The sequence below is a fragment of the Salinimonas sediminis genome (genome assembly GCF_003429285.1).
Taxonomy (GTDB): Bacteria; Pseudomonadota; Gammaproteobacteria; order Enterobacterales; family Alteromonadaceae; genus Alteromonas; species Alteromonas indica.
The window spans coordinates 2,230,461-2,251,218 of sequence record NZ_CP031769.1 but is presented as its reverse complement, the minus strand read 5'-3'; the positions used below and the strand labels follow the sequence as shown (position 1 = coordinate 2,251,218).

22 protein-coding genes are annotated in these 20,758 nt (G+C 47.6%); 14 read left to right on the top strand and 8 right to left on the bottom strand.

Features of this window, described 5'->3' with window-relative positions; all coding sequences use genetic code 11:
- Positions 1–22 precede the first annotated feature (22 nt).
- Positions 23–1,030 carry a tyrosine-type recombinase/integrase gene (locus D0Y50_RS10035; RefSeq protein WP_020744756.1) on the top strand — a complete coding sequence of 336 codons (1,008 nt, stop codon included), beginning with the start codon at positions 23–25 and terminating at the stop codon, positions 1,028–1,030.
- 29 nt (positions 1,031–1,059) lie between these two features.
- Here D0Y50_RS10035 and D0Y50_RS10030 read toward each other — a convergent pair whose 3' ends face one another.
- The 3 genes from D0Y50_RS10030 to D0Y50_RS10020 all read right to left on the bottom strand — a co-directional run bounded on the left by D0Y50_RS10030 (position 1,060) and on the right by D0Y50_RS10020 (position 4,410).
- Positions 1,060–1,902, bottom strand: coding sequence for a DUF1259 domain-containing protein (locus D0Y50_RS10030; protein ID WP_197044467.1), 843 nt, complete (start codon positions 1,900–1,902; stop codon positions 1,060–1,062).
- A 118-nt stretch (positions 1,903–2,020) separates the two neighbouring features.
- Positions 2,021–3,478 carry a chromate efflux transporter gene (chrA, locus tag D0Y50_RS10025; protein ID WP_020744758.1) on the bottom strand — a complete coding sequence of 486 codons (1,458 nt, stop codon included), beginning with the start codon at positions 3,476–3,478 and terminating at the stop codon, positions 2,021–2,023.
- 2 nt (positions 3,479–3,480) lie between these two features.
- Positions 3,481–4,410: a chromate resistance protein ChrB domain-containing protein gene (locus D0Y50_RS10020; protein ID WP_020744759.1), complete on the bottom strand. Its 930-nt coding sequence runs from the start codon at positions 4,408–4,410 to the stop codon at positions 3,481–3,483.
- Positions 4,411–4,579: 169 nt separating this feature from the next.
- On the opposite strand from D0Y50_RS10020, the gene D0Y50_RS10015 reads away from it, so the two are divergent.
- On the top strand, positions 4,580–7,513 hold the full coding sequence (locus D0Y50_RS10015) for a Tn3 family transposase (RefSeq protein WP_020744760.1): 2,934 nt from the start codon (positions 4,580–4,582) through the stop codon (positions 7,511–7,513).
- A gap of 257 nt (positions 7,514–7,770) precedes the next feature.
- Here D0Y50_RS10015 and D0Y50_RS10010 read toward each other — a convergent pair whose 3' ends face one another.
- Together D0Y50_RS10010 and D0Y50_RS10005 are read right to left on the bottom strand one after the other, a co-directional pair.
- Positions 7,771–8,952 carry a helix-turn-helix domain-containing protein gene (locus D0Y50_RS10010; RefSeq protein ID WP_117316776.1) on the bottom strand — a complete coding sequence of 394 codons (1,182 nt, stop codon included), beginning with the start codon at positions 8,950–8,952 and terminating at the stop codon, positions 7,771–7,773.
- Between the two features lie 209 nt (positions 8,953–9,161).
- The gene (locus D0Y50_RS10005) at positions 9,162–10,034 is read right to left on the bottom strand and encodes a DNA replication terminus site-binding protein (protein WP_117316774.1); all 873 of its coding nucleotides are present in this window, start codon (positions 10,032–10,034) and stop codon (positions 9,162–9,164) included.
- A 186-nt stretch (positions 10,035–10,220) separates the two neighbouring features.
- Between D0Y50_RS10005 and D0Y50_RS10000 the strand changes: the two genes are divergently transcribed.
- The 4 genes from D0Y50_RS10000 (at position 10,221) to D0Y50_RS09985 (ending at position 14,624) form a co-directional block, all read left to right on the top strand.
- Positions 10,221–11,828, top strand: a complete 1,608-nt coding sequence (locus D0Y50_RS10000) for an HNH endonuclease signature motif containing protein (RefSeq protein WP_117316772.1) — start codon at positions 10,221–10,223, stop codon at positions 11,826–11,828.
- Between the two features lie 301 nt (positions 11,829–12,129).
- Positions 12,130–12,399, top strand: a complete 270-nt coding sequence (locus tag D0Y50_RS09995; RefSeq protein ID WP_176582453.1) for a helix-turn-helix domain-containing protein — start codon at positions 12,130–12,132, stop codon at positions 12,397–12,399.
- Complete coding sequence (locus tag D0Y50_RS09990) at positions 12,383–13,774, top strand: HipA domain-containing protein (protein WP_117316768.1); 1,392 nt, start codon at positions 12,383–12,385, stop codon at positions 13,772–13,774. The genes D0Y50_RS09995 and D0Y50_RS09990 overlap by 17 nt, the downstream gene beginning before the upstream one ends.
- Positions 13,775–13,991: 217 nt before the next feature.
- Positions 13,992–14,624, top strand: a complete 633-nt coding sequence (locus tag D0Y50_RS09985; RefSeq protein ID WP_117316767.1) for a hypothetical protein — start codon at positions 13,992–13,994, stop codon at positions 14,622–14,624.
- Positions 14,625–14,645: 21 nt separating this feature from the next.
- Here the strand turns inward: D0Y50_RS09985 and D0Y50_RS09980 are convergent, their stop codons facing one another.
- Together D0Y50_RS09980 and D0Y50_RS09975 are read right to left on the bottom strand one after the other, a co-directional pair.
- The gene (locus D0Y50_RS09980) at positions 14,646–15,365 is read right to left on the bottom strand and encodes an HNH endonuclease family protein (protein ID WP_117316765.1); all 720 of its coding nucleotides are present in this window, start codon (positions 15,363–15,365) and stop codon (positions 14,646–14,648) included.
- Positions 15,366–15,536: 171 nt separating this feature from the next.
- Positions 15,537–15,938 (bottom strand): H-NS histone family protein, encoded by a 402-nt coding sequence (locus D0Y50_RS09975; RefSeq protein WP_117316763.1) that lies wholly within the window; start codon positions 15,936–15,938, stop codon positions 15,537–15,539.
- A gap of 291 nt (positions 15,939–16,229) precedes the next feature.
- On the opposite strand from D0Y50_RS09975, the gene D0Y50_RS09970 reads away from it, so the two are divergent.
- Positions 16,230–16,523 carry a transposase gene (locus D0Y50_RS09970; protein WP_117316761.1) on the top strand — a complete coding sequence of 98 codons (294 nt, stop codon included), beginning with the start codon at positions 16,230–16,232 and terminating at the stop codon, positions 16,521–16,523.
- Here D0Y50_RS09970 and D0Y50_RS09965 read toward each other — a convergent pair.
- Positions 16,491–17,642: an IS30 family transposase gene (locus D0Y50_RS09965; protein ID WP_117318710.1), complete on the bottom strand. Its 1,152-nt coding sequence runs from the start codon at positions 17,640–17,642 to the stop codon at positions 16,491–16,493. The two genes, D0Y50_RS09970 and D0Y50_RS09965, sit on opposite strands and share 33 nt — an antisense overlap.
- Before the next feature lie 130 nt (positions 17,643–17,772).
- Here D0Y50_RS09965 and D0Y50_RS09960 point away from each other — a divergent pair, with 130 nt between their 5' ends.
- The 7 genes from D0Y50_RS09960 (at position 17,773) to D0Y50_RS09930 (ending at position 20,722) form a co-directional block, all read left to right on the top strand.
- Positions 17,773–18,132 (top strand): IS3 family transposase, encoded by a 360-nt coding sequence (locus D0Y50_RS09960; RefSeq protein ID WP_170145483.1) that lies wholly within the window; start codon positions 17,773–17,775, stop codon positions 18,130–18,132.
- A complete protein-coding gene (locus D0Y50_RS20020) occupies positions 18,125–18,352 on the top strand; it encodes a DDE-type integrase/transposase/recombinase (protein ID WP_117316758.1) in 228 nt (75 codons plus the stop codon). Before D0Y50_RS09960 ends, D0Y50_RS20020 begins: the two co-directional genes overlap by 8 nt.
- Positions 18,353–18,403: 51 nt before the next feature.
- Entirely contained in the window at positions 18,404–18,517 is a 114-nt protein-coding gene (locus D0Y50_RS20015; protein WP_117316756.1) for a hypothetical protein, read from the top strand.
- A gap of 127 nt (positions 18,518–18,644) precedes the next feature.
- Positions 18,645–19,355 carry an integrase gene (locus tag D0Y50_RS09945; RefSeq protein ID WP_117316754.1) on the top strand — a complete coding sequence of 237 codons (711 nt, stop codon included), beginning with the start codon at positions 18,645–18,647 and terminating at the stop codon, positions 19,353–19,355.
- Positions 19,352–19,690 carry a type II toxin-antitoxin system RelE/ParE family toxin gene (locus tag D0Y50_RS09940; protein ID WP_117316752.1) on the top strand — a complete coding sequence of 113 codons (339 nt, stop codon included), beginning with the start codon at positions 19,352–19,354 and terminating at the stop codon, positions 19,688–19,690. The genes D0Y50_RS09945 and D0Y50_RS09940 overlap by 4 nt, the downstream gene beginning before the upstream one ends.
- Positions 19,691–19,759: 69 nt before the next feature.
- Complete coding sequence (locus tag D0Y50_RS09935) at positions 19,760–20,092, top strand: helix-turn-helix domain-containing protein (RefSeq protein ID WP_117316750.1); 333 nt, start codon at positions 19,760–19,762, stop codon at positions 20,090–20,092.
- Positions 20,093–20,110: 18 nt separating this feature from the next.
- Complete coding sequence (locus D0Y50_RS09930; protein ID WP_117316748.1) at positions 20,111–20,722, top strand: hypothetical protein; 612 nt, start codon at positions 20,111–20,113, stop codon at positions 20,720–20,722.
- The last annotated feature ends 36 nt before the right edge of the window (positions 20,723–20,758 follow it).

Below are 20,758 nucleotides of genomic sequence, written 5' to 3'. Positions count from 1 at the left end.
CACACCGATAGGAATCCAATTCATGAACACCAAACCACCCAAAATGGCCACCGACTTAGCATTACGTAATGAGGAATCGAACCAGATTGCTCATCGGGAATCCGAGTCACTGCGGCACTACCTCCAGGCGGCCACCTCCGATAACACCCGCAAGGCCTACCGATCCGCCATTCGCCAATTTGAGAAATGGGGTGGCCGGTTGCCGACTGACCGAGATACGGTGGTGCGCTATCTGCTCGCCAGGGCCGAATCGCTCAACGCCCGGACGTTAGATCTCCACCTCACCGCCATTAGCCAGTGGCACCATTACCAAGGCGTCACTGATCCGGTGCGCGATCCCCTGGTGCGGAAAACCATGGAAGGCATTCGTCGCACTCATGGCCAACCCAAACGCAAGGCCAAGGCCCTACGCCTGGAACACATCGCACAAATGGTGGATTACCTGCGGTGTTTGCCGGATAGCAAAAAGAAGCATAGGGATATCGCCCTGGTGTTGACCGGCTTTTTCGGCGCTTTTCGTCGCAGCGAACTGGTGGCCATTCAAATCAGTGATCTGAATTGGGAGCCGGAAGGCCTGATCATCCGGTTGCCGCGCTCCAAAACGGATCAACAGGCGGCAGGGCTGGCCCGCGCCTTACCTTTCGGTACGCCAGGTTGTTGTCCGGCTACAGCAATCAAGGCCTGGATGGATAGCGCTGAGATTGATAGCGGCCCGCTCTTTAGGCCGGCTAACCGCTGGGATCAGGTGACGCCCAGGCCTCTGAACCCAGGGGCAATTAATGACTTGCTCAAAACCCTGGGCAAGGCCTGTCAGTTCGACTTCGTGCCCGAGTTGAGCAGTCACAGTTTTCGCCGCGGCCTTTCCACTTCGGCGGCTCGAGAACGGGTAGACTTCGAGCTGATCAAGAAACAAGGCGGCTGGAAAAGCGATGCAACGGTCTGGGAGTACATCGAAGAAGGCCAGCAACTTTCGAATAATGCCTCGCTGATATTGATGGAAAAGTTGGTCACGCTGATCGACCCCGTATAACCCGACAAATCACGAATCCCACTCTCAATTCATCTTTGCGTCTCCAGCGCTGCCCGTATCGCTTTCGCCAGATCCTCGGGCTGGCCCTTGCCCCAATAATGCAGGAAATAGTAGGAAGGCGTTTCACCGGTCATATGGTTGTGCAGCGCCACGATGTGGATGCCCGCCTGACGCAGCGCCCGCATCACCGGCTGGATCTCGTCCGCGGTCATGGCAAAATCCCCATCGACGACCGCCTGCTTCTCATTCCCGGAGAAGGCGGCCCAGGTGGACAGGCCCATGGATGCGCCAAATTCCACACCGTGCATTCTGGCGCTGCGCCCGAACGTGAATTTCAGCACCTGCCCGTTAAGGCTGCCCTCGGCATCCAGAATCTTTTCCAACGTCTTGGTGTTGTATTTGCCGGTGATATCGGGCACATCACCCGGAAATCGTTCTTGCGGTACGGGATGCTTTTTACGCACTTGTTTAATGGCATCCCACATGGCCTTAACGCCTTCGGCGAGTGACTCGGCGTTTCGTCCATGGCCGCCGATGTGCATAAAGTAAACCGGCGGACGGTCGAACACGAAATGGTTGTGCAGCGCGGTGATGTCCAGGCCGTGGGCAAAGGCGGCGTCCATGGCCGGGGTGATTTCATCCTCAAACACCACCGTATCCCCCATCACCATAACACCACCCTCCGGCAAGGCCTTGAACGCGGCCCAACTCCCGAGGCCCGCCGGCGGCGGGAACTTCATACCGTCAACGGTGACGGGCACGTCGTCGCGCTTCCAGCCGATACGCACCACGCCATCAGGTTTGGCCGTTGCCTGGGTGCCAGCCGCCTGGCCAATGGCCTTATCATCGAGGCGGCCGGAATCGTCGGCCATTGTTATGGATGCTTGAATGAATAAAGCGCACATTAGAATGAATGCTCGAAGCGGAGACATTGTCATGGCTATTCCTCTTTTTTTGTTGCTGTGAAACATTTTTGGCTGTATTGGGGGGTTACGCCGCCGGGGCGCCTGCAAATAACAGATGGTACACAATACCCAGCAGTGCGCTGACTAAAATCATCGGCAACATGCCCACCTTAAAGCGCAACATAGCGATAAAGGCGCCCGCGGCCAGCGCGACGCTGACAATGTGGATGCTGCCCCAGGCGGGTATCAGCAGTAGCATACCATAGGCCCGTACAGTTTCAACCTCGTTAAAGGCGACGTGCACCGCGAACCAGATGGCGAGATTCAGCATCACGCCCACCACGGCCGCCGTGACCGCCGACAGCGCCGCGCTCACCGCCTGGTTGCCGCGCAGTGTTTCCACATACGGCGCGCCCAGGAAGATCCACAAAAAGCAGGGAACGAAGGTGACCCAGGTGGCTAAAACCGATGCCAAGATGCCTGCTGTGAAGGGGTCGAGCGTTCCCGGAGCCCGGAAGGCCCCCATAAAGCCCACGAATTGCACCACTTGGATCAGCGGGCCGGGTGTAGTTTCCGCCATACCCAGACCATCCAGCATTTCCCCCGGTGCCAGCCATCCATAGTTTTGTACCGCCTCCTGGGCCATGTAGGCCAGCACCGAATAGGCGCCACCGAAGGTGACAACCGCCAGTTTGCTGAAGAAAAGCCCAATCTGGGTGAACACATCCTCATAGCCCAAGGTCACAAGCAGGGCGACAAGTGGCGCAAACCACAGCGGCAGCCAGACGGCGAGCACCTTGAGTGCCCGCCCCCGTGACGCCCGGGTATGGCTTGCCGCGCCGCCCTCCATCATGGCATCAATCGCACGCCCGGCGTCCTCGGGGGTATCGTGCCCCTTGATGACCACAAAGCGTTCCGGATCGACATGCCGACCCAGCAGACCGATCAATCCGGCGGTAACGATTACGATCGGGAAAGGCACGGCAAAGAAGAAGATCGCCACGAAAGCGGCGACCGCCAATGCGTACATGTAGGCGTTCTTGAGGACGCGCTTGCCGATGCGGATCACCGCCTGGATCACGATCGCCAGCACGGCCGCCTTGATACCGAAAAACAGGGCCTGCACCAGTGACGCTTCCTGATATCCAGCGTAGAGCAGACTGAGCACCAGAATGCTGAGAAAGCCCGGCAGCACGAACAGGGCGCCCGCAACCAGTCCACCCTTGATGCCATGCAGCAGCCAGCCGATATAGGTGGCCAGTTGCTGGGCTTCAGGTCCGGGCAGCACCATGCAGTAATTCAGCGCGTGCAGGAAGCGGCTCTCACTGACCCATTGCTTTTCATCCACCAGAATACGGTGCATCACCGCGATCTGGCCGGCGGGACCGCCAAAGCTCAGGATGGCGACCCGCAACCAGACACGCACGGCCTCCCCGAAGGTGATGTAATGGCCGAAAGCATTGAGGTTACCAGCGGTCGCATCCCTGGTGATTTGATTGGACCCGCTGCTTGGCGGTGCAGATGAAGTTGACGGTTCGTGCATGGTTATTGTTCCTTAACGTAAGTGACCAACAGGCTGTCGAAAACCTGATTGGCAGCTTGTAATAATTGATCATCATCGCTATGGGTTTCGCGCAGCCCTATCAATACACACTCGACCCCGGCGGCCTCCGGCGGCTGATGTCCCCCCACATCGAGGTAGTGCACGAGTTTTCCAAGCCGGAGTAGCGCGGGTGAATCCAGGTCGAAGCTCGCCAGCAGCGTTTCGAAAGTGACTTTTTCTTCCACGTGAGTAAAGGTCGCCCCATCGAAATCGAACCCCAGCGCCTCATCCGGGCAGTCGTCCGGCGAGGCCAGCCATAAAAAGCGTGCGGATGGATCGATGAAGCGGCCAATCAGCCAGGCACTGGCCAAACGGTCCACCCACGGCCGACGCCGCGTCGCCCAGAGCCTGCCTTGATAATCGGCTCGATCAAGACGGCGGATTGTGCGAGGTTCGGGCTGCGGCTCATCGGGAGACAAGACCCGGTTGGCATCGCTTTCCAGCTGTTTCAGAGCCGTATCGATTCGATCCCGCGCGGCACCGGGGAAAAAATCGATGGCTGACAGTCGCGTGAAGCTTTTGCGCAGTTTGCGTGTTTCCTTCATGACCTCCATGGCGGTTTCCGGCAAGAGCTTTGCCCGCAGGTCCGCCATCGCCGAGTCCAGCGACTCATAGTCTTCCGAGCGATCGAATAGCGCGGGGAACGCTTCGGTTTCAGGATCATTAGCGTGCAGTACATGGGCGGTCCCGCCATTATCACGGACATCCTGGGCAATTGCCTCTAGCTTTTCGGCATGATCAGAGATGGCTGGCAGTAGATAGACGCCATCACGCAGCGAAACGGCCCCCAGGGCTTTGATGGCGCGCCATGCCCGCATGCGCACGGTGGCGTTTTCAGTGGGGAGTGAAAGTATCAGCAGTATCCAGGACATGCGTAGATCTTAGCACATATATGTTATAATCTCTACACATTTTTAAACCGAATAACCCTTGGGCAAGAGCGATTGCCTTTAAAGGCGGTGATGCACCTTTAAATACCGCATCCATCAATAAAAACAGCGCTATAGCGTAGTTGGCGTGACCGGAGCCAAGTGAGGTCCTATGACAGCCAAAGAGCAGTTCTTAACCAATCAGCAGCGGTACCAACCGTTAATATTGCCGCAACGATTCTCCGATGAGGAAATGGTTCGCGATTGGACGCTAAGCCGTCGTGATTGCGAGGTCGTCAACAAGTATCGCAAGCAATATCGCCTGGGATTTGCCATCCAACTGTGTGCCATGCGCCTCTATGGCCGGTTTCTAAACCAGCTTCATGATCTTTCGCCACGAGTGATCAGCTATCTGAGTAGTCAACTCGATCTTCCTCCTACGCTAACGGTGGAAGTGCCCGAAAGAGAAGCCACGGTGTTGGAACACCGGAACAATATCCTCAAGTACCTGGGCTTTCATCGGTTTGACGACAAAGTGGAAGCAGATCTGGACCGCTGGATTGAAGAACATGCCCAACAGGGACTGCTTCCGGATGAACTTTTTCACCGGGCAGAACGCCACCTTCTGTTGAAACGTATTGTTTTACCTGGCCCCACGACGATCGAAAGACAGATCATCCGCATATGTAACCAGGTACACGCTCAGCTTTTTGAGCAAGTGTTTGATCAGATGTCGCCGGAATTACGCGATGCCATTGACGATTTGTTGCAAGCCACCGACGGCAATCAACGAACCTACTTCAACCAACTCAAAGAGTACCCGCCGGGTGCGAAAATATCATCACTGAAACGCTATTTGGAACGCTATGACAATCTGGTGTCCACCGGCATTAATGAGTTCGAAGAAAAGGTCATTGATACCGCTTTTCTTAACTACCTGTACCGACTGACCAAGCGTTACAGCGCTAAGGACATGAAGCGCTTCAAGGACCATAAGCGCTATGCATTGATGGTTTGCTTCCTGTTGGAATCCCGCAAGATCCTGTTGGATCATCTGGTCAAAATGCATGATCAGTACATGACAGAGCTATGCCGGCAAACCAAAAACAGCCACGACAAAAAACACAAGGAGTTTCGCAAGCGCCAAAAGAAAGCCATCGATGCTGTGCTTGAAACCACGCATGTTTTGCTGGAATGGCCGGATGAACAGCCATTGTACAAGAAGGACTTGTGGCAACGCATTGACGAGAAACATCTGCTGGCATCCATTGACGACCTGCACATTTTTAAACGCCTGGAGGAACGCGGCTACTGCGATTTGTTGCTGGCCCGTTATCCCAGTTTGCGAAAATATTTTGCCGACTTTATCCGGTTACCATTTGAAGTGGCTAAAGGTTCCGGGCCGCTGATAAAAGCTATTGAGTTCGTCCGGAAATTGGATGATGGCGACCTGAAAAAGCTACCCGAGAACACACCGACAGCATTCATTCCCCGCGAACTACGCCGCAGCCTTAAAGATCAAGCCGATAACATCAATCGCAACGTTTGGGAAATGGGATTGGCTCTCGCTATGAAAGACGCCTTGCGTTCCGGCGATTTGTACTTGCCGCAGAGTAAGCAGCATGTTTCGTTCTGGGATCTCACCTTAAATGAACCCAGTTGGGATGAAACCAGACAGGCTGTCTATACCGAACTTCAACAGCCTCCACCGCACGAAGTTCGAGCCGCCATTTCAACGCAGTTCCACGAATCAGTCTCTGAAGCGAAAAAGCTGTTCGGCCTGGACAACTTCGCGGAAATTCAAAACGGCCGATTGAAACTCAAACGTGATGACAAGCTCGAGGTCCCGGATAAAGTCAACCAACTGCAAAAAGTGATCGATGCACATATGCCCAGCATACGTATCGAACAGCTTCTGATGGAAGTAGATCAAATGACACATTACAGCCGTCATTTTGTCCCTATCCAGCACCATCAATCGCGCCCCAAAGCCTTTTACAAAAGCCTGATGGCCGCCATTATTTCGCAGGCCACCAACCTGGGTGTCGTATCCATGAGCAATAGCGTTAAAGGTGTGACCGTCGATATGCTCCGGCATATCCTGCAATACTATATTCGAGAGGAAACCCTGATCAACGCCAGTGCTGAAATTGTGTATCAACACCATGAGCTGCCGTTGAGTGCGGTGCACGGAACCGGTACATTGTCCTCATCGGATGCGCAACGCTTTAAAATCCGCGCCGACAGCCTGTTGGCTTCTTACTATCCCCGCTACTACGGTTATTATGAAAAAGCCATCGGGATCTACACCCACGTTTCCGATCAATATTCAGTGTTCAGCACCAAGATTATTTCCTGTAGCCCGCGTGAAGCGCTGTATGTTTTGGACGGCCTGCTGGAGAACAACACGATTCTGAAAATCCGGGAGCACACCACCGATACACATGGCTATACCGAAATCGTCTTCGCACTCTGTCATTTGCTCGGATTCTACTTTATGCCACGCATTCGGGATCTCAAAGATCAGCAGCTTTACCGTATTGACAAAACCGTCGATTACGGCGACCTCAACCATTTACTCACCAAAACAGCCGATCTGGCCATCATTGAGGAACAGTGGGAATATATGATGCGAGTGGCGATTTCACTGAAGCAGAAAACTGCGCCAGCACACGTCATCGTCCAACGATTAACCAATAGTTCACCTTCGGATCGCCTCACCAAAGCCTTTACGAACTTGGGGCGGATTATCAAGACCGAATACATTCTGCGGTACCTGACTGACAAAGAACTCCGTCAAACCGTCCAACGGCAACTGAATAAAGGGGAATACCGACATAAACTGCCGCGCTGGATATTCTTTGCGGATCAGGGTGAATTCACCACAGGCGACTATGAAGAAATCATGAACAAGGCCAGTAGTCTCAGCTTTGTGTCCAATGCCATTCTGTACTGGAACACCATCAAGATAAGCGACATTGTGGAGCAGCTTCGGCAGCAAGGGGAGGAAATCGACGACGAGACCTTATCTCATATCTCGTTGTTGCCCTATAAGCATGTGTTACCCAACGGTACATACTTTATTGAAGATGAGGAGAAGGGATGATTCGCCGGAAACCTACGGTTTCGACGTGGTCACTGGGTTCAAAACCGTAGGTTCTCGTTCAAATGCCCCCGCGGGTCCAACTAGGAGCAGGCATTCTTTTCTTAATTTCTTTATCTGTTGTTACTTCTTAGGTGGTTTGTTTGAACGCCCGGGGCCCGAAGGTTTTCCCGTTTTGCTTGGCGCATTCTCTAACTTTGTCATAGTAAACTCCGTTATTGTTGAGGGGCTTCAAAATTCAAAGTGTTGAAGCGACACTTTTATAAGACAATTGCGCCTGGTATAAACCCACCACGCTCAGCTATCGCTTGTTTCAAGTCCTTTTCATAGCCAGGGTTAAGGCCAAAAAATTCTGATAACCGCTTACAGTCACCAAATACCGAATCATGTTTAACATTCTTGATCACTGAGGTGGTTACATGGGTTCCCCAGTCTTCATTAACACAGAGTCGATAATTCATATCAGAATTAAGGTGCAGACGAATCTGCACGGAGCGCAATTCAAATCCGCTCAGAACTGACTTCTGATCTTCAACTGGCTCATGATACAAAGTGGTACTCGGCCGATTCTCGTGTTTATATATGCGCATGAAGAGCTGCTGTACTTTAGGAATGTAAACTAGGCTGGATTCATCCGTTTTAATTGTGTCTGATGTGATAGTGATATTGAGGATAGTTTCGCCTTTGAGTACAACTTCATGCAGTCCCTTATGATCAGGTTTCTTGGTACAGGCCTCGGAAAAGTTAAACTTCGGATTCGCGTAGTTTAAATAATACCCAAGTAACATGATGTCTAGATGGCGCCTCTCTGGAATGCGGCCCTGTAGCTCTGGATGCTTTATTGTCGGAAGTGGCCAATAACTGTGCCTGAAAGACAATTGGCCACTGTCGACTTTAGACAGGCAGCTTTCCATCCACTCCTTGAAGTCTTGTGTTCTTATGGCAGTGGTAAGCCAATCCAATATAGCATCAGTAGCTTTATCAGCTTCATCAGTCCATCGACTCTCAGCGTAATCGCGAAAGATATCAGACTTCACTTCATCGGTATCAAACACACCGGCATCAAACACCTTGATTTCAGTCATCATATCAGCGAACTGTTTCTTCGCACCCGGGCTGCAATAGATTGTGTCAAGTAGCGCAGCATAACTTTGTTCTACGCTGCTACTAAACCCTTCGATGTAACTATCTACATTATCCACTATTCGAGCTACTTGGTATTCACCCTTTTCAGCACGCGGCCCGCCATATCTTTTTATGAGTTGGTCTATATAGTCGGGCTTTAGCTTTGATTCGCCGTTTTTGTACTTTGAAACATTGGAAACCCCTACATGAAGATACTTAGCTATATCTTCCTGGGTCTGACCTTCGCGCTTTGCGGCCGCAATGGCATGGTTCATTACTGCTATTGAAAAGTCTTTAGTATAAGTGTGCTTTGCCATGATGTTTTCCTTAACTCGAAACGGACCACAAAGCTAATTCAGGACCACATAATTGTAAATGAGCAAAACACTCTATAAATGGGAAATATATTTCTTACTAATTTATAACCAACTGAATTTATTTGTAAAATTTTACTCTATTGAAAATGCGTTTTTTAGTGTGAAGGTGGCATTTTTCATGTCAGGTAAAAGTGGGCTTTGCATTGAAATCAGCATCTACGGTATAAGTGGATCCTGGGTAGGATGAGCTCCCACTTAGTCGAGTTACTTGAAGCCGGCTTACGAATGTAATCGGTTAGGGGCGATACTTTGGGCCGATAAGAATTTTCCGTTAATAAAAAGGGCATGCCAGCACTGTAGCCAAGCATTTGTCCTTTCTGATTTCTAACCGAGCATTCTGGCCGTAACTTTATAGGCCGACGGGCGCTGAACTTTTCCCCGGGAGTACTTTCCAGCAGTGTCCTTTCTGAGTCCAATACGGCGTACCACGATTCACGAGAATATTTAGCCGGCACAGTAGCCCGGGCCCGTTCCAGTCGCTCTAACCAATTCTCTTTTGTATCCGTTTCTACCCGGGGGCGGCGCGACCAGTTAAAATAAAATGCTTTATAGTCGCCTTGAAAGGCATATACCTTCCTATAGGCCATGGTTGTAATGAGGTAGTGGAAGCGGTCGTGTACTTCATAGAACTTTTCGTCCGGACCTTCAAACTTCTGCACTTCCGCCTTGAAGCCATGCTTAGCAGTATTCAGTGCTTCAACATAGGGCTCAATCGTTTCCCAGCTACATGACAGAGGAATCAGACCTGGGTATTTTTGTACAAAGCGCCGGCTAAGCTTACCGTCGTACACATGCATGTCTTTGAAGGCATCCAGGGCATACTCAAGAGCAGCTGTACCCGTTAGAGGCTCTACGGGTATTGTTTCATAATCATCTTCAATAAGGCGCTCTTCCTCTTCTTTAGTAATGCGTGGAATAGAAAACATGATGCATTGTTTATTTATTGCATTGGCACGTACCAGCTCACAAAGTGACAGTGTGTGCTTTTCGATTTCATTCATGTAGAAACGCAATAAATTCATATAGTAGAGGTGTCCTGCTGAGTGTATGTCCAGTATATGTGGTCTTTGAAGTCTCACCAAGTTTATGGTCTTGGCGCCTTTGTGTGTGGTTAAATTTTCAAATACATCTTATTGTCACACGTGAATGTAAAAGTAAGCGAATCCTATAAAAAGTAACGAACGATTACCCACTATAAGGAAGCACACATGAAGCCCTTCACACCTATGGCTGTTGGAGTTGCAGCTGCACTACTTACCTCCAACGCTTTTGCAAACATACAAAATGCTGGTTTCGAGACCTGGAACGGTAATCAGCCTTCAAGCTGGACCACCATAGATTCCGGTATATCTGTTAGCCAATCTACTTCAATTGTTTACGAGCAAGCTGCTTCTGCAAAAATCATTGTTGATACTGGCTCCCAAAGCTCAACAGATTTCAGGCAAACGATAGATGTGCAGGCTGGTCAGCAAATCGATATTGCAACCTGGGTATATCATACTGAGGGTAGTGTAGCAGCCAGGCTTTATGTGGACGGGTATCACAATTACTCCGATCATACACTAACCGGTCAGTGGCAAAAGCTATCGTATACGTATACACCGGGTACTACCGGCCAGATTGAAGTGGGTCTTCGGTTTTACGACAAAGCTGGTTTTGATGGCTCTGAAGTCGTTTATATAGACAATTTCACTCCCGCGGCTGGTGGAGGTGAAGAGCCTGGAACATGTAGCTCAAATGCGGGGAATTTAACGCTTACCACAGACAACTATGGCGCTGAAACCAGTTGGAGTATCACAGATGGGAGCGGGTCTACTGTTGCTTCTGGCGCAGGCTATGCCAGTAATAGTACCACGCAAGAGTCTCAGTGCCTTGCTAATGGGGATTATACTTTTACCATAAGTGATGAATACGGAGACGGCATTTGCTGTAACTATGGTAATGGTAGCTATGAGCTAAGCTTTGGATCTGCCACCGCGGCTTCAGGAGGTCAGTTCGGCAGTGCTGAGTCAACCAACTTCACTCTTGGCAGTGGCGGAGGTAGCCAGGGAGGCTATTACGATTCAGCGCAGGGAAAAACCGGGTATGCCTTAAAAACAGCGCTTCACGACATTATCAAAAACCACTCTTCACAAAGCTATTCCTCTATATGGAACTTCTATATTTCCTATGGTTTGGATACCTATGATGAAAAAGACAGTTCGATTTATGATATCTATTCGGAAAACGCGAATGGTAGCGATCCGTACACTTATGCTGGTGGCTCAGACCAGTGTGGCACCTATCAATCCGAGGGAGATTGTTATAATCGGGAACACACCTTTCCTAAAAGCTGGTTTGGCGGCGCCATATCGCCCATGAATACGGATATACACCATGTGTTTGCATCAGATGGATATGTAAATGGCCGGCGCAGTAGCTACCCTTTCGGTAAAGTTGGCTCTGCTACCTACACCTCAGCTAATGGTTCAAAGCTTGGCAGTGCAATAAGTGGGTTGGGTTATAGCGGTACCGTTTTTGAGCCTATTGATACTTTCAAGGGCGACATGGCGAGAGCTTATTTTTATATGGCCACACGCTATGAGAATCAAATAGCAGGGTGGGAGAACAGCAATAGCTCTTCAGATGCAGCGCTAAATGGTACAAGTGGCCAGGTTTTTGAGCCATGGTTTATAGCAATGCTACTACAATGGCACGAGCAAGACCCGGTAAGCCAGTTTGAGATAGATAGAAACGAGGCAGCTCAAGGTTTTCAAGGCAATCGTAATCCATTCATCGATAATCCGCAGTGGGCAGGGGACATCTGGGGTAATTGATAGAGCAAATTGGCACCCATAGAGTGAGCTATTGGGTGCCATTAATTACTTCTTCTCTGTTTCGCCCACCAAATACACCTATCGAGGCTAAAGTAGTCGTAAATCGAACGGCAATGAGACGTCTTAAAGGTAAAGGATAGTTTACCTTTGTAATCAATTAGTCCTGAATTTCCTAAAAGTAAACTACAATTGACCTATAGCAATTTCTTCTCTATATTTCATTTAAAGTAAACTACATTTAACTTTTAAAATGAGTCATGTAAAAACGTCCCGCAAAGGTAAATCCGTAAAGCCGTCACCGATGCCTGATTTAAGCAAAAGTTTCTCGCCTCAACTGTTAGCGAAAGCAATTAGTGCAAAGCGAACAGGATTAAAGCTTTCCTTAGAAGATGTAGTAAAGGTCCTTTCCATCTCAAAACCTACTCTTGTGAAAATCGAGAAGGGAGATACCAATGTAAAATTGGCTACCCTATTACTTGTTATGGAGTATTTAGGCCTGTCGTTCTCCCTCATCTCAGATGAAACGGCCGATCATAAAGGTAATGGAGACGACCATGACGAATGGTACTAAGCAAAACAGTCTGCATGTATACCTGGGCCATGACCGTAAGATTGCCACACTCACGCTTCCAACAGGTACTGAGACAGGAATGGTTATGGTTTATGAGCCAGATTGGCAAAAAGAGGGGTTCGCCGTTTCGCCTCATTTGCCCCTGGACGGTAATTTTGAGCGTAACGCCGTACGAAACTTCCTGCAGAATATGCTCCCTGAAGGTAAAGGCCTGGAAGAAATAACAACCAATACCACGCTGTCAAAAAACAATACCTTCGGGCTGATTAAGCTGATTGGTAGCGAAACTTCAGGGGCCTTATCCTTTGCCAGTGGGGAAGAAGGAAAGAAAGAAACGGCCTTTCGTGAGATTTCCGATGTTGAGCTAATCAATAAGCTCTCAGGCTTGAAGCGTACTGGTGCTGCTATAACAATCTGGGATGGTAAAACACGACTATCCGTTGCCGGTGTGCAGGATAAACTGAACTTGTTAGAAATTGATGGTCAGCTGGGGTTTGGTGAAGGCGCCCTGTGCTCAAACAAAATCTTTAAATTTGAAACTGACAGAGCGCCATTTATCGCCGTGAATGAGCTCTTCACAATGACTCTGGCAAAAAATGCCGGGCTTAATGTGCCACCAGTTGAAATCAGATCATACGGCGAGGTTCGAACCTTCGTGATTGAACGCTTCGACAGAAAAGTTGAACTGGATAACATGCGGGTTCGGCGCAGGCATGTTATAGATGGTTGCCAGGCAGTTAACCTTCCTCCCTCGTATAAGTATGAGAGGCAGCATGGTGACGAAGGCGATGGTATCTATATCCGTGATGGAGTCTCCTTTGCGAAGCTTTTTGATATTGCTGTGGCCAACCCACAAGCTTACCGGGTGCAGTTAATCCGGTGGATGACATTTAATATTCTTGCTCGCAACTATGACGCTCACGGTAAAAACATAAGCTTTTTTGTTAGCCATAAAGGCCTGACGCTGGCGCCGTTTTACGATCTGGTAAATATCGAAGCAATCATCCGCGATATACAAGGCCGGCAATCCGCCAATGCCATTGAAGTTTCAAATTCCACGCAACACTTTGCCATGTCCATAGGTGACCATGAATCGGGCGGGGAGGGGAATTTCAATCCACCTATCACGGCCTATATGCTTGCTGATATGGCGGTAGAAATAGGGATGTCGCTTCCAAGAATGCAGTTATTAATGACGCAGATGATTAAATCAGTCTCCGGCGCCATTGAAAGCGCCTATGAGCAAACACTAGCCCAGGGGCCCTCTAACAATGAAGTGAAGCATGTTGAGCTTTGTATCAAGGTGGTAGAGCAATCAATCGCAGAGCTAAGTGCCCAGGTCTCACAAATTACCGAAATGGAAGGAATGGTTTGAGCCCGACCCCGAGACATGAGCGAGCTTATCTCAAGGTAGAAGCAGATTAAGCTGGGTTTACGCCCACACGAACGACGTTACTTAAGCGCTGCGACAACCAGAAACAAAGTAGCACTTATATTCATATAGATAAATTGCAGAGAATAAGTAAACCACCGCTTGGACATAGCTTCGGGCTTGATTATACTTGCTGACAAATTGTGAGAACCAATTAGCCATGCGCAAACCCCCGCCAATAGAAGAAATCTTTGCCCATATCAATACGGCCCACCTTGCGGCTCTTATGAACGAAGGCAATGAGGAGCCCGGTTCAATACGAAAATGGCTGGCTAACTATCGGCCAGAAATGTCCGAAGCCAGCAAGTCATTTTTCAACGACTTGAATGTGAGTAAAAAATCCTTTTCTTTAGCGTTGAAAAAGTACTTTCAGCAGTATCAGAAGCGACGGTCTTTTATCACCATGCATGATGGTAAAGACACTGGTCATTGGATAGGTGCCTTTGGGGCGACCTGGGAGGAAGCTGGTGGTGTTTACGATACAGATAAAACCGAGGACAGAAAGCTCACTCCTGAAGAGCTGAAACGTGCCGCAAAGAAAGGAATTGTCACCTATATTGATGAAAAAGAGCCCAGTGTATTTGATGCAGTCCTGGAGCTGGTGGTCAAAGACCGGGAGAGCCTCAATAGAATTATATCTCTATTAGATCAGTGCGGCCTGCCCATAGTGACTATGCAAAATGGAAAATCAGAAAGCCTTGTGACCATGGCCATAGGTTGTCCAAATTCATCTGAGTTGAACCAGGTCATCAAAAATAACGAATTGCCGGCATATGCAAAGCAGTATCTGTAAAAGATACTGCTTTTGGTAAAGCTATACGGAACAAGCATTGCTCATTTTGTTCAAAGTATGCTGTTCTGAAGAGGTAAAAGTCAGCCCGTATTTGTGAACAATGCCGGTGAACTTTGCGATGTATTCACAGCGGTAAGATTGATTTGATGGTAGCCATTGTGTAGGTCCCTTAGCGCCTTTTGACCGGTTTGCCGAGCTACTCACTGCCAAAAGGTTTTCAAAGTCGTTGGCCAGGCTTGCTCGTTTTTCAGTATCCCACTTATCAGCCCCGTGGTCATAAGCCCACTTCAGAGGAACGATATGGTCTATATCCAGGTCATCATCGTCAGTAAACGTAGTGTTGGTGTACGGGTCATACCAATGTCCTATACTGACATAGCAGGCTCGGTTCCCAGAATAACTTACCTTTTTTAAAGACTGGTAGATAAGCACTTCGGCCCGGGTATCCTGGCAGTCACTATCAATATCCAGCCAATGTGGAAACAACTTTCGGTCATATCCTTCTGAAATATTTATATTGGCGCCAGTGGGGCGGTATCCAGAATACGGGCGACCACCATTGGAGACACACTGTTCCATTGAGCCAAAAGCATCAAAGTTTTTAGTACGCGAATACCAGTTACTGCCCTGGTCGTGGCAAATTCCAGAGTTAGACAGTTTAACCGGTTCGGCAATCGAATTAGGTGCGCACGCCAGTAACGATATTGACATGGCAAGGGGCAGAAAACGTATTTTTAGCATAGTATCTCAGGAAGTAATGATTTGACGGAACGTTGTATCAGTATTTGAAATGGAGGCAAATTCGGGGGAAGGTCAAATGGTAGCCGACAATATGCACTACTATAAACATCACTATATTCCTACCTCGATATTACAAAGGGGCTCAAAGCCCCTTTGTAATATCGGTGATAGTTAATTGATTTCGTACTCTTCAAGCTGGTGGCCACTATCTAATGCCTGTTTGTATACCTTGGGCATACGGCCTATACCAGTCCAAAGATGCTCTTTGCCTTCTTCATCAATCAAACGGTACTTAACCGGGCGTTTCTTGCCGGTATTTTTACTTTTAGTGGGCTTATCGCCTTCGGCCAGATCATCAAGAGACAGGCCTTCTTCTTGGAGTAGAGCAAGAACACTTTCAATTTTGCTCTTTTTCTCTGCATGTTCAATCTCTTGCGCCGCAACTTTTTCTCGGCGTTTATCAACGATATTGTCAAGTTTAGTACTAACGTCTTTCAGTTGCTCAATACTCAGGTCTTTGGTTGCTGCCTGTAGTTTTCTTTGATGAGTCAATATCTCTGTAAAATCTGACATAAGGTTTGATGTGAAATCTAATTAGTCTGTAATTTTACTATGCTTACATTAATACTTTCTAAATCCAAGAGATTTTGAGTTTAGCGTACTGTGTAAGGCATAAAGGTGTGCTGTTTGTGTAATTTTTGACTAGTTGTTCGTCGAAGGAACGAAGAGCCTGACGCTAAAAGCTGGCAATAAAACTTAAAGTGAGATTGAAAAAACAGAAACACCTGGTTTCAAATGGTAAGGCCTGAGATTTCCCGACACTTTTTATGGTAAAAATGTAACTCAAACCATAAGAGGTAGATCATGGGTAAAGGCATTCGTTATTCAGACGAATTTAAGCAGGAAGCAGTGAACCAAGTGGTGGTTCATGGCTACAGTGTCGCTGACGTAGCAGCACGGCTCGATATCAGTACCAAGAGCCTTTACGGTTGGATGAAGTCCTTCTCAAAGCCGGCTAAGCAGCGTAAAGAAGATGAAGACTTACGTGTAGAAGTTGCCAGACTTAAACGTGAGCTGAAGCGTGCCCAGCAAGAACGAGACATATTAAAGGAAGCCGTTGTAGATTCAATTTGTCAACGCAACACTCTTTTCAATTAACTGTTTTGGCGTTCTAAAGTCCAATATCTTCCGAGGGCGACTATTCAATTGCGCCGCGACCTTATCCAGTGCTTCTTGAGTGTGTTGGGCTAAACACGTTTTTTTAGGGAAGTACTGCCGAATAAGGGAATTAGTATTTTCATTGGTACCCCTCTGCCAGGGACTTTGCGGATCACAAAAGTAGACCGGAACACCGGTTATCGCTGTGAACTCAACATGCTTCGCCAGTTCCATCCCCCGATCCCAAGTTAGCGTGCATTTGAATTTTCTCGGTAATTCCTCGAATTTTTTTATTAACGCGTCGTTTACTGAGCTGGCATCTTTTCCTTTAAGCTTGAGTAGTATCGTGTAACGTGATTTTCGGTCGACTAATGTCGCTACGTGAGAATAATTTGTGGCAGTGATTAAGTCCCCCTCCCAATGACCTAAAGTCTTTCTGGCATCAATGGTTTTGGCTCGTTCATGGATCGATATGCCATCGACAATATTAATGGTTCCGCGCTCTCCGCGCCGTGAATGCTTTTTACTATGTCTTAAGCTGTGCCCTCGTCGCAAATGCTTTACGAGCACATGGTTCAATGCCGCTCGGCTTCTGAAATAGATCGTCTTATAAATGGTTTCCGCTGAAACTCGCATAGAGTAGCGACGGGAAAAAACTCGTTTAAGCCAACCTGATATTTGCTCAGGAGACCAATTTAGCTCAAGCTTCTTCAGCACAACTGTTCTAAGCTCCGAATTCGCCGATAGCAGGCACTGTTTCGGCCTTTTTGACATTCTTCCTGCGCGGTTATTGGCATCTACGGCTTTGTAATACCTCCTGCCACGATTACGCTGTACTTCTCTGGATATAGTTGAAGGGGAGCGCCCTAAAGACTTTGCAATTGCTCGAATACTTTTCTTGGCTGACAGTGAGACTCTTATTTCTTCACGCTCGGCAAGAGTTAAATGTACTTTGTTCTTTTTGCGCGCTGGAGGCTTTATGCCACCGGTATCCCTCAGCATTGTGAAAATGGTTCCGGGCTTCGTATCTAATAGTTTTGCTATGGCACTAAAGCCAACTCCGTTTTTCCAGGAATCAAATACAAACTCTTTTTCTTGTATCGTAAACATTCGTTTCATCCAAAAGATCTCCGCTAACGCTTGTTTTACCATGCTTGTTGCATTGATTAATTGAATCTACAGCGGTGTTCTTTGCCAGCGACTCAAAGAACGGTACCCGTTCGTAAAATCTCGTAGTACCGATTACCCGGTGAGATTGTTGTGTCAGGCACTTGAGCTACATCCCAGTGGTTATTATGAGTGGTTGCAGCGCCCTGAATGTCAGCGTGATAAAGATGACAAGCGCTTGCTCGGCGCTATCAAACAATTCTGGCTGGAAAGCGGCGGCCATCATGGTTACCGGAATCTTTACTTGGATTTACTAGAGGCGAATATCCCGTGTGGGCGTGACCGTGTTTTACGACTGATGCAGCAAGCCAATATTAAAGCCCAGCGCGGCTACAACGCGCCGAAGGGGCGCTATGGCGGTAAACCGGATATTGTTGCTGCCAATACCCTGAACCGCGACTTTACCGTTGCGGCTCCGAATCAGTGGTGGGTCTATGGGTGACAGGATGACAGAAGAGCTAGTGATGGACGCGCTAACCGCTGCCCACTGGCGGCGAAAACCATCTGATACGGTCAACCTACATTCCGATCAAGGATCTCAATACAGTAGCCGCAGCTTCAGAAAGTTACTCAATACGTTGAATGTTGAACCCAGTATGAGTCGACGAGGGAACTGTTGGGATAATGCGGTAGCGGAGAGCTTCTTTAGCAATCTGAAGTAGGGAAAAATCAGGCGTATCAAGTACAAGACCAGAGATGATGCGCGACAAGCGATGTTTCATTACATCGAAATGTTCTACAATCCGAAACGTCGTCATACTGCCAACGGACGTACGCCGCCAACAGAATATGACAGGCAGTATTTTAAGGACATAGAAAGCGTCTAGGAAAGTCAGGCCTTACCATTCATCACTGCCTAATCGTGTTCATTCAAGGTCTTCAAACCCTAATAATTGCTATCTACTGAATAGAACGGCACAATAAACGCAATATTACCTATAAAAATGCGTTCCAATGGAAGGTAGACCTATTACAAATGCTGAACTCTGGGAACAGCTAATTCCTAGAAATTGCGGCAGGCAGAGTGAGCTTAGGCACAGAAACAAATTACTCATTCTCTTAGCTACCTTAACTGGTTTAAGAGAAATTGAACTGACGTTGATCACGAACCGGCTCTTCATCACACCAGAGGGGCAGTTAAACGAAGTTGTTGTTTTGCCTGAGTCGATTACCCGAGACGGTTACGAACGTCCCATGGTCCTAAGTCACCCCGAACTTAAAAGGGCTTTTGAGTGCTATTTTGAATGGCTTATACAGCACAAAATAAATAGCTATCCGCATAAACATTACTATGGCTTAGACCCTAATGCAGCATTACTTATTGCTGATAACTTTAAGCCGTTCACAACTCAAAGCCGGGGGAGTGCAATTAGCCCCTTTGCCCTGAACAAGAAACTTGATTCATTAATTAGCGATGCTGGGCTTTGGAATAAGGGGGTAAGACGAATTTCACTTGTGCGAACATGCGTTATTGAAATGTACCGCAATGGGGTAAGTACGACTGATATAATGATCATTACAGGCTTTAGTGAAGAGTCGATAAAGCAAATCCTGACAATGGACTATATGCAGCTAAGTCCAATCTATGATTGGTTTGAACAGCGAGCAGATCGCAAGCAAAAACGACTTGATAGCTTTAAAAAAAGAAGAAGATTTATGTTATGACGAAGAAGTTTAAATTCATCAATAACCAGTCAAAGAGAGAATTTCTTGCGTTGCCGGATGTCATTCAAAAACGCTTTGCGAACGATCTAAACGCTATTTGTCAGGATAAAGAGCCGTTCAGTAAATTTAAGCATTTGAAAGACAGCGTAGGGATTGGTGCTGTAGAGCTAATCGAAAATGGCAGGCCAGCTTACCGAACTGTCTACGTGGCTAAATTCGCTGATACAGTGTTCATACTTCACTCATTCACCAAGACTACCAACGGCGTTGACCGGAAGGCTATGAATACTGCCAAAAAACGCTACAAACTGATGATTAAAGAAATAAACGGCTAACATATCAGTACTTGTATAAATATCAGTATTGATATAAAATACTTGTTAGTTAACCAAAGAGGTCTAATCATGGCATTAGAATACAGCAATATTTTTGACGCCATCACGGAAGATGCTGCTGAAGCGTCAGAGTTACAAACACGCTCTGACCTCATGATTGCCATTCGAGACATAGTGAATGCGAAAGGGTGGGATCAGAAGCAAGCTGCGGCGGCAATGGGTATCACTCAGCCAAGAGTAAGCGACCTTGTAAATGGCCGGATAGAGAAATTTTCTATCGATAAGCTGATGACTTGTCTATATAAAATAGGTTTTCGCTTCAAACCCCATTATGAAAATGAGCAACTTAGTATGGATGTTCAGGTTGTTACTGATACCCAGCGCCCAAGCGCGATGGGTTAATTTAGTCAGGAAGAAAATATGAATAAGGTTTTAGCTTTATCATTATTGTCGGCGTTCTCCTTTGTAACCAATGCCAACACCTTTAGAACGAGCGGAACTGATATAGCTTCATTGAACTGTAATACCACAGGCTTAATTAAGATGACTTTTGATTTCAGTGGTGAAGCGTCCTCAAGCCTATACAACGCACCATTAGATTCTCAGAGCTATCGGTTAGTAGTACCAGCTGATGACAAATTCTTGTTCCTAAAATCTTCTAAGAGCCTTAATGATTTTCACTTCCCATTAAGACTTGGCATCAATGCTCTAAAAGCGGGTCGACCAACTGCTTTTAGATCTTACCCAAATTCGGTAACTTTCGGTTTTAATGGTCTTGAATTTGGGAAGATTTTGTCATTTTACAAATTAACTGTGTCTGATTCGCATGCTTCTTTTGTAACCCCTTTGGGGTCTTTAAGTATGGAGTACGATGATGACACCAATAAAATGGCTGGCATCGAATATAACGACTCAAATAGGTATATCCAGACCTTTGAGTGTCCGAATCTACCCGTAAATCCCTTGCAAAAAATTAGAGTCTTCGTAAGAGACACTTTAGAGAAAAACGGTTTTAAGAGCTCAAATCTGTAAGGTGTAAGAACGACAATTGCTTAATATTGGAAACAA

Bases quoted from the DNA above. Each gene is read 5' to 3' on its own strand.
- D0Y50_RS10035 (WP_020744756.1), top strand. From the start codon at position 23: ATGAACACCAAACCACCCAAAATGGCCACCGACTTAGCATTACGTAAT.
- chrA (WP_020744758.1), bottom strand. From the start codon at position 3,478: ATGCACGAACCGTCAACTTCATCTGCACCGCCAAGCAGCGGGTCCAAT.
- D0Y50_RS09995 (WP_176582453.1), top strand. From the start codon at position 12,130: ATGCCTGATTTAAGCAAAAGTTTCTCGCCTCAACTGTTAGCGAAAGCA.
- D0Y50_RS09965 (WP_117318710.1), bottom strand. From the start codon at position 17,642: ATGAAACGAATGTTTACGATACAAGAAAAAGAGTTTGTATTTGATTCC.
- D0Y50_RS09935 (WP_117316750.1), top strand. From the start codon at position 19,760: ATGGCATTAGAATACAGCAATATTTTTGACGCCATCACGGAAGATGCT.
- D0Y50_RS09975 (WP_117316763.1), bottom strand. From the start codon at position 15,938: ATGTCAGATTTTACAGAGATATTGACTCATCAAAGAAAACTACAGGCA.
- D0Y50_RS10015 (WP_020744760.1), top strand. From the start codon at position 4,580: ATGACAGCCAAAGAGCAGTTCTTAACCAATCAGCAGCGGTACCAACCG.
- D0Y50_RS20015 (WP_117316756.1), top strand. From the start codon at position 18,404: ATGTTTCATTACATCGAAATGTTCTACAATCCGAAACGTCGTCATACT.
- D0Y50_RS09940 (WP_117316752.1), top strand. From the start codon at position 19,352: ATGACGAAGAAGTTTAAATTCATCAATAACCAGTCAAAGAGAGAATTT.
- D0Y50_RS09980 (WP_117316765.1), bottom strand. From the start codon at position 15,365: ATGCTAAAAATACGTTTTCTGCCCCTTGCCATGTCAATATCGTTACTG.
- D0Y50_RS10000 (WP_117316772.1), top strand. From the start codon at position 10,221: ATGAAGCCCTTCACACCTATGGCTGTTGGAGTTGCAGCTGCACTACTT.
- D0Y50_RS09990 (WP_117316768.1), top strand. From the start codon at position 12,383: ATGACGAATGGTACTAAGCAAAACAGTCTGCATGTATACCTGGGCCAT.
- D0Y50_RS10010 (WP_117316776.1), bottom strand. From the start codon at position 8,952: ATGGCAAAGCACACTTATACTAAAGACTTTTCAATAGCAGTAATGAAC.
- D0Y50_RS09930 (WP_117316748.1), top strand. From the start codon at position 20,111: ATGAATAAGGTTTTAGCTTTATCATTATTGTCGGCGTTCTCCTTTGTA.
- D0Y50_RS10020 (WP_020744759.1), bottom strand. From the start codon at position 4,410: ATGTCCTGGATACTGCTGATACTTTCACTCCCCACTGAAAACGCCACC.
- D0Y50_RS09985 (WP_117316767.1), top strand. From the start codon at position 13,992: ATGCGCAAACCCCCGCCAATAGAAGAAATCTTTGCCCATATCAATACG.
- D0Y50_RS10005 (WP_117316774.1), bottom strand. From the start codon at position 10,034: ATGAATTTATTGCGTTTCTACATGAATGAAATCGAAAAGCACACACTG.
- D0Y50_RS09970 (WP_117316761.1), top strand. From the start codon at position 16,230: ATGGGTAAAGGCATTCGTTATTCAGACGAATTTAAGCAGGAAGCAGTG.
- D0Y50_RS10030 (WP_197044467.1), bottom strand. From the start codon at position 1,902: ATGGCCGACGATTCCGGCCGCCTCGATGATAAGGCCATTGGCCAGGCG.
- D0Y50_RS20020 (WP_117316758.1), top strand. From the start codon at position 18,125: ATGGGTGACAGGATGACAGAAGAGCTAGTGATGGACGCGCTAACCGCT.
- D0Y50_RS09945 (WP_117316754.1), top strand. From the start codon at position 18,645: ATGGAAGGTAGACCTATTACAAATGCTGAACTCTGGGAACAGCTAATT.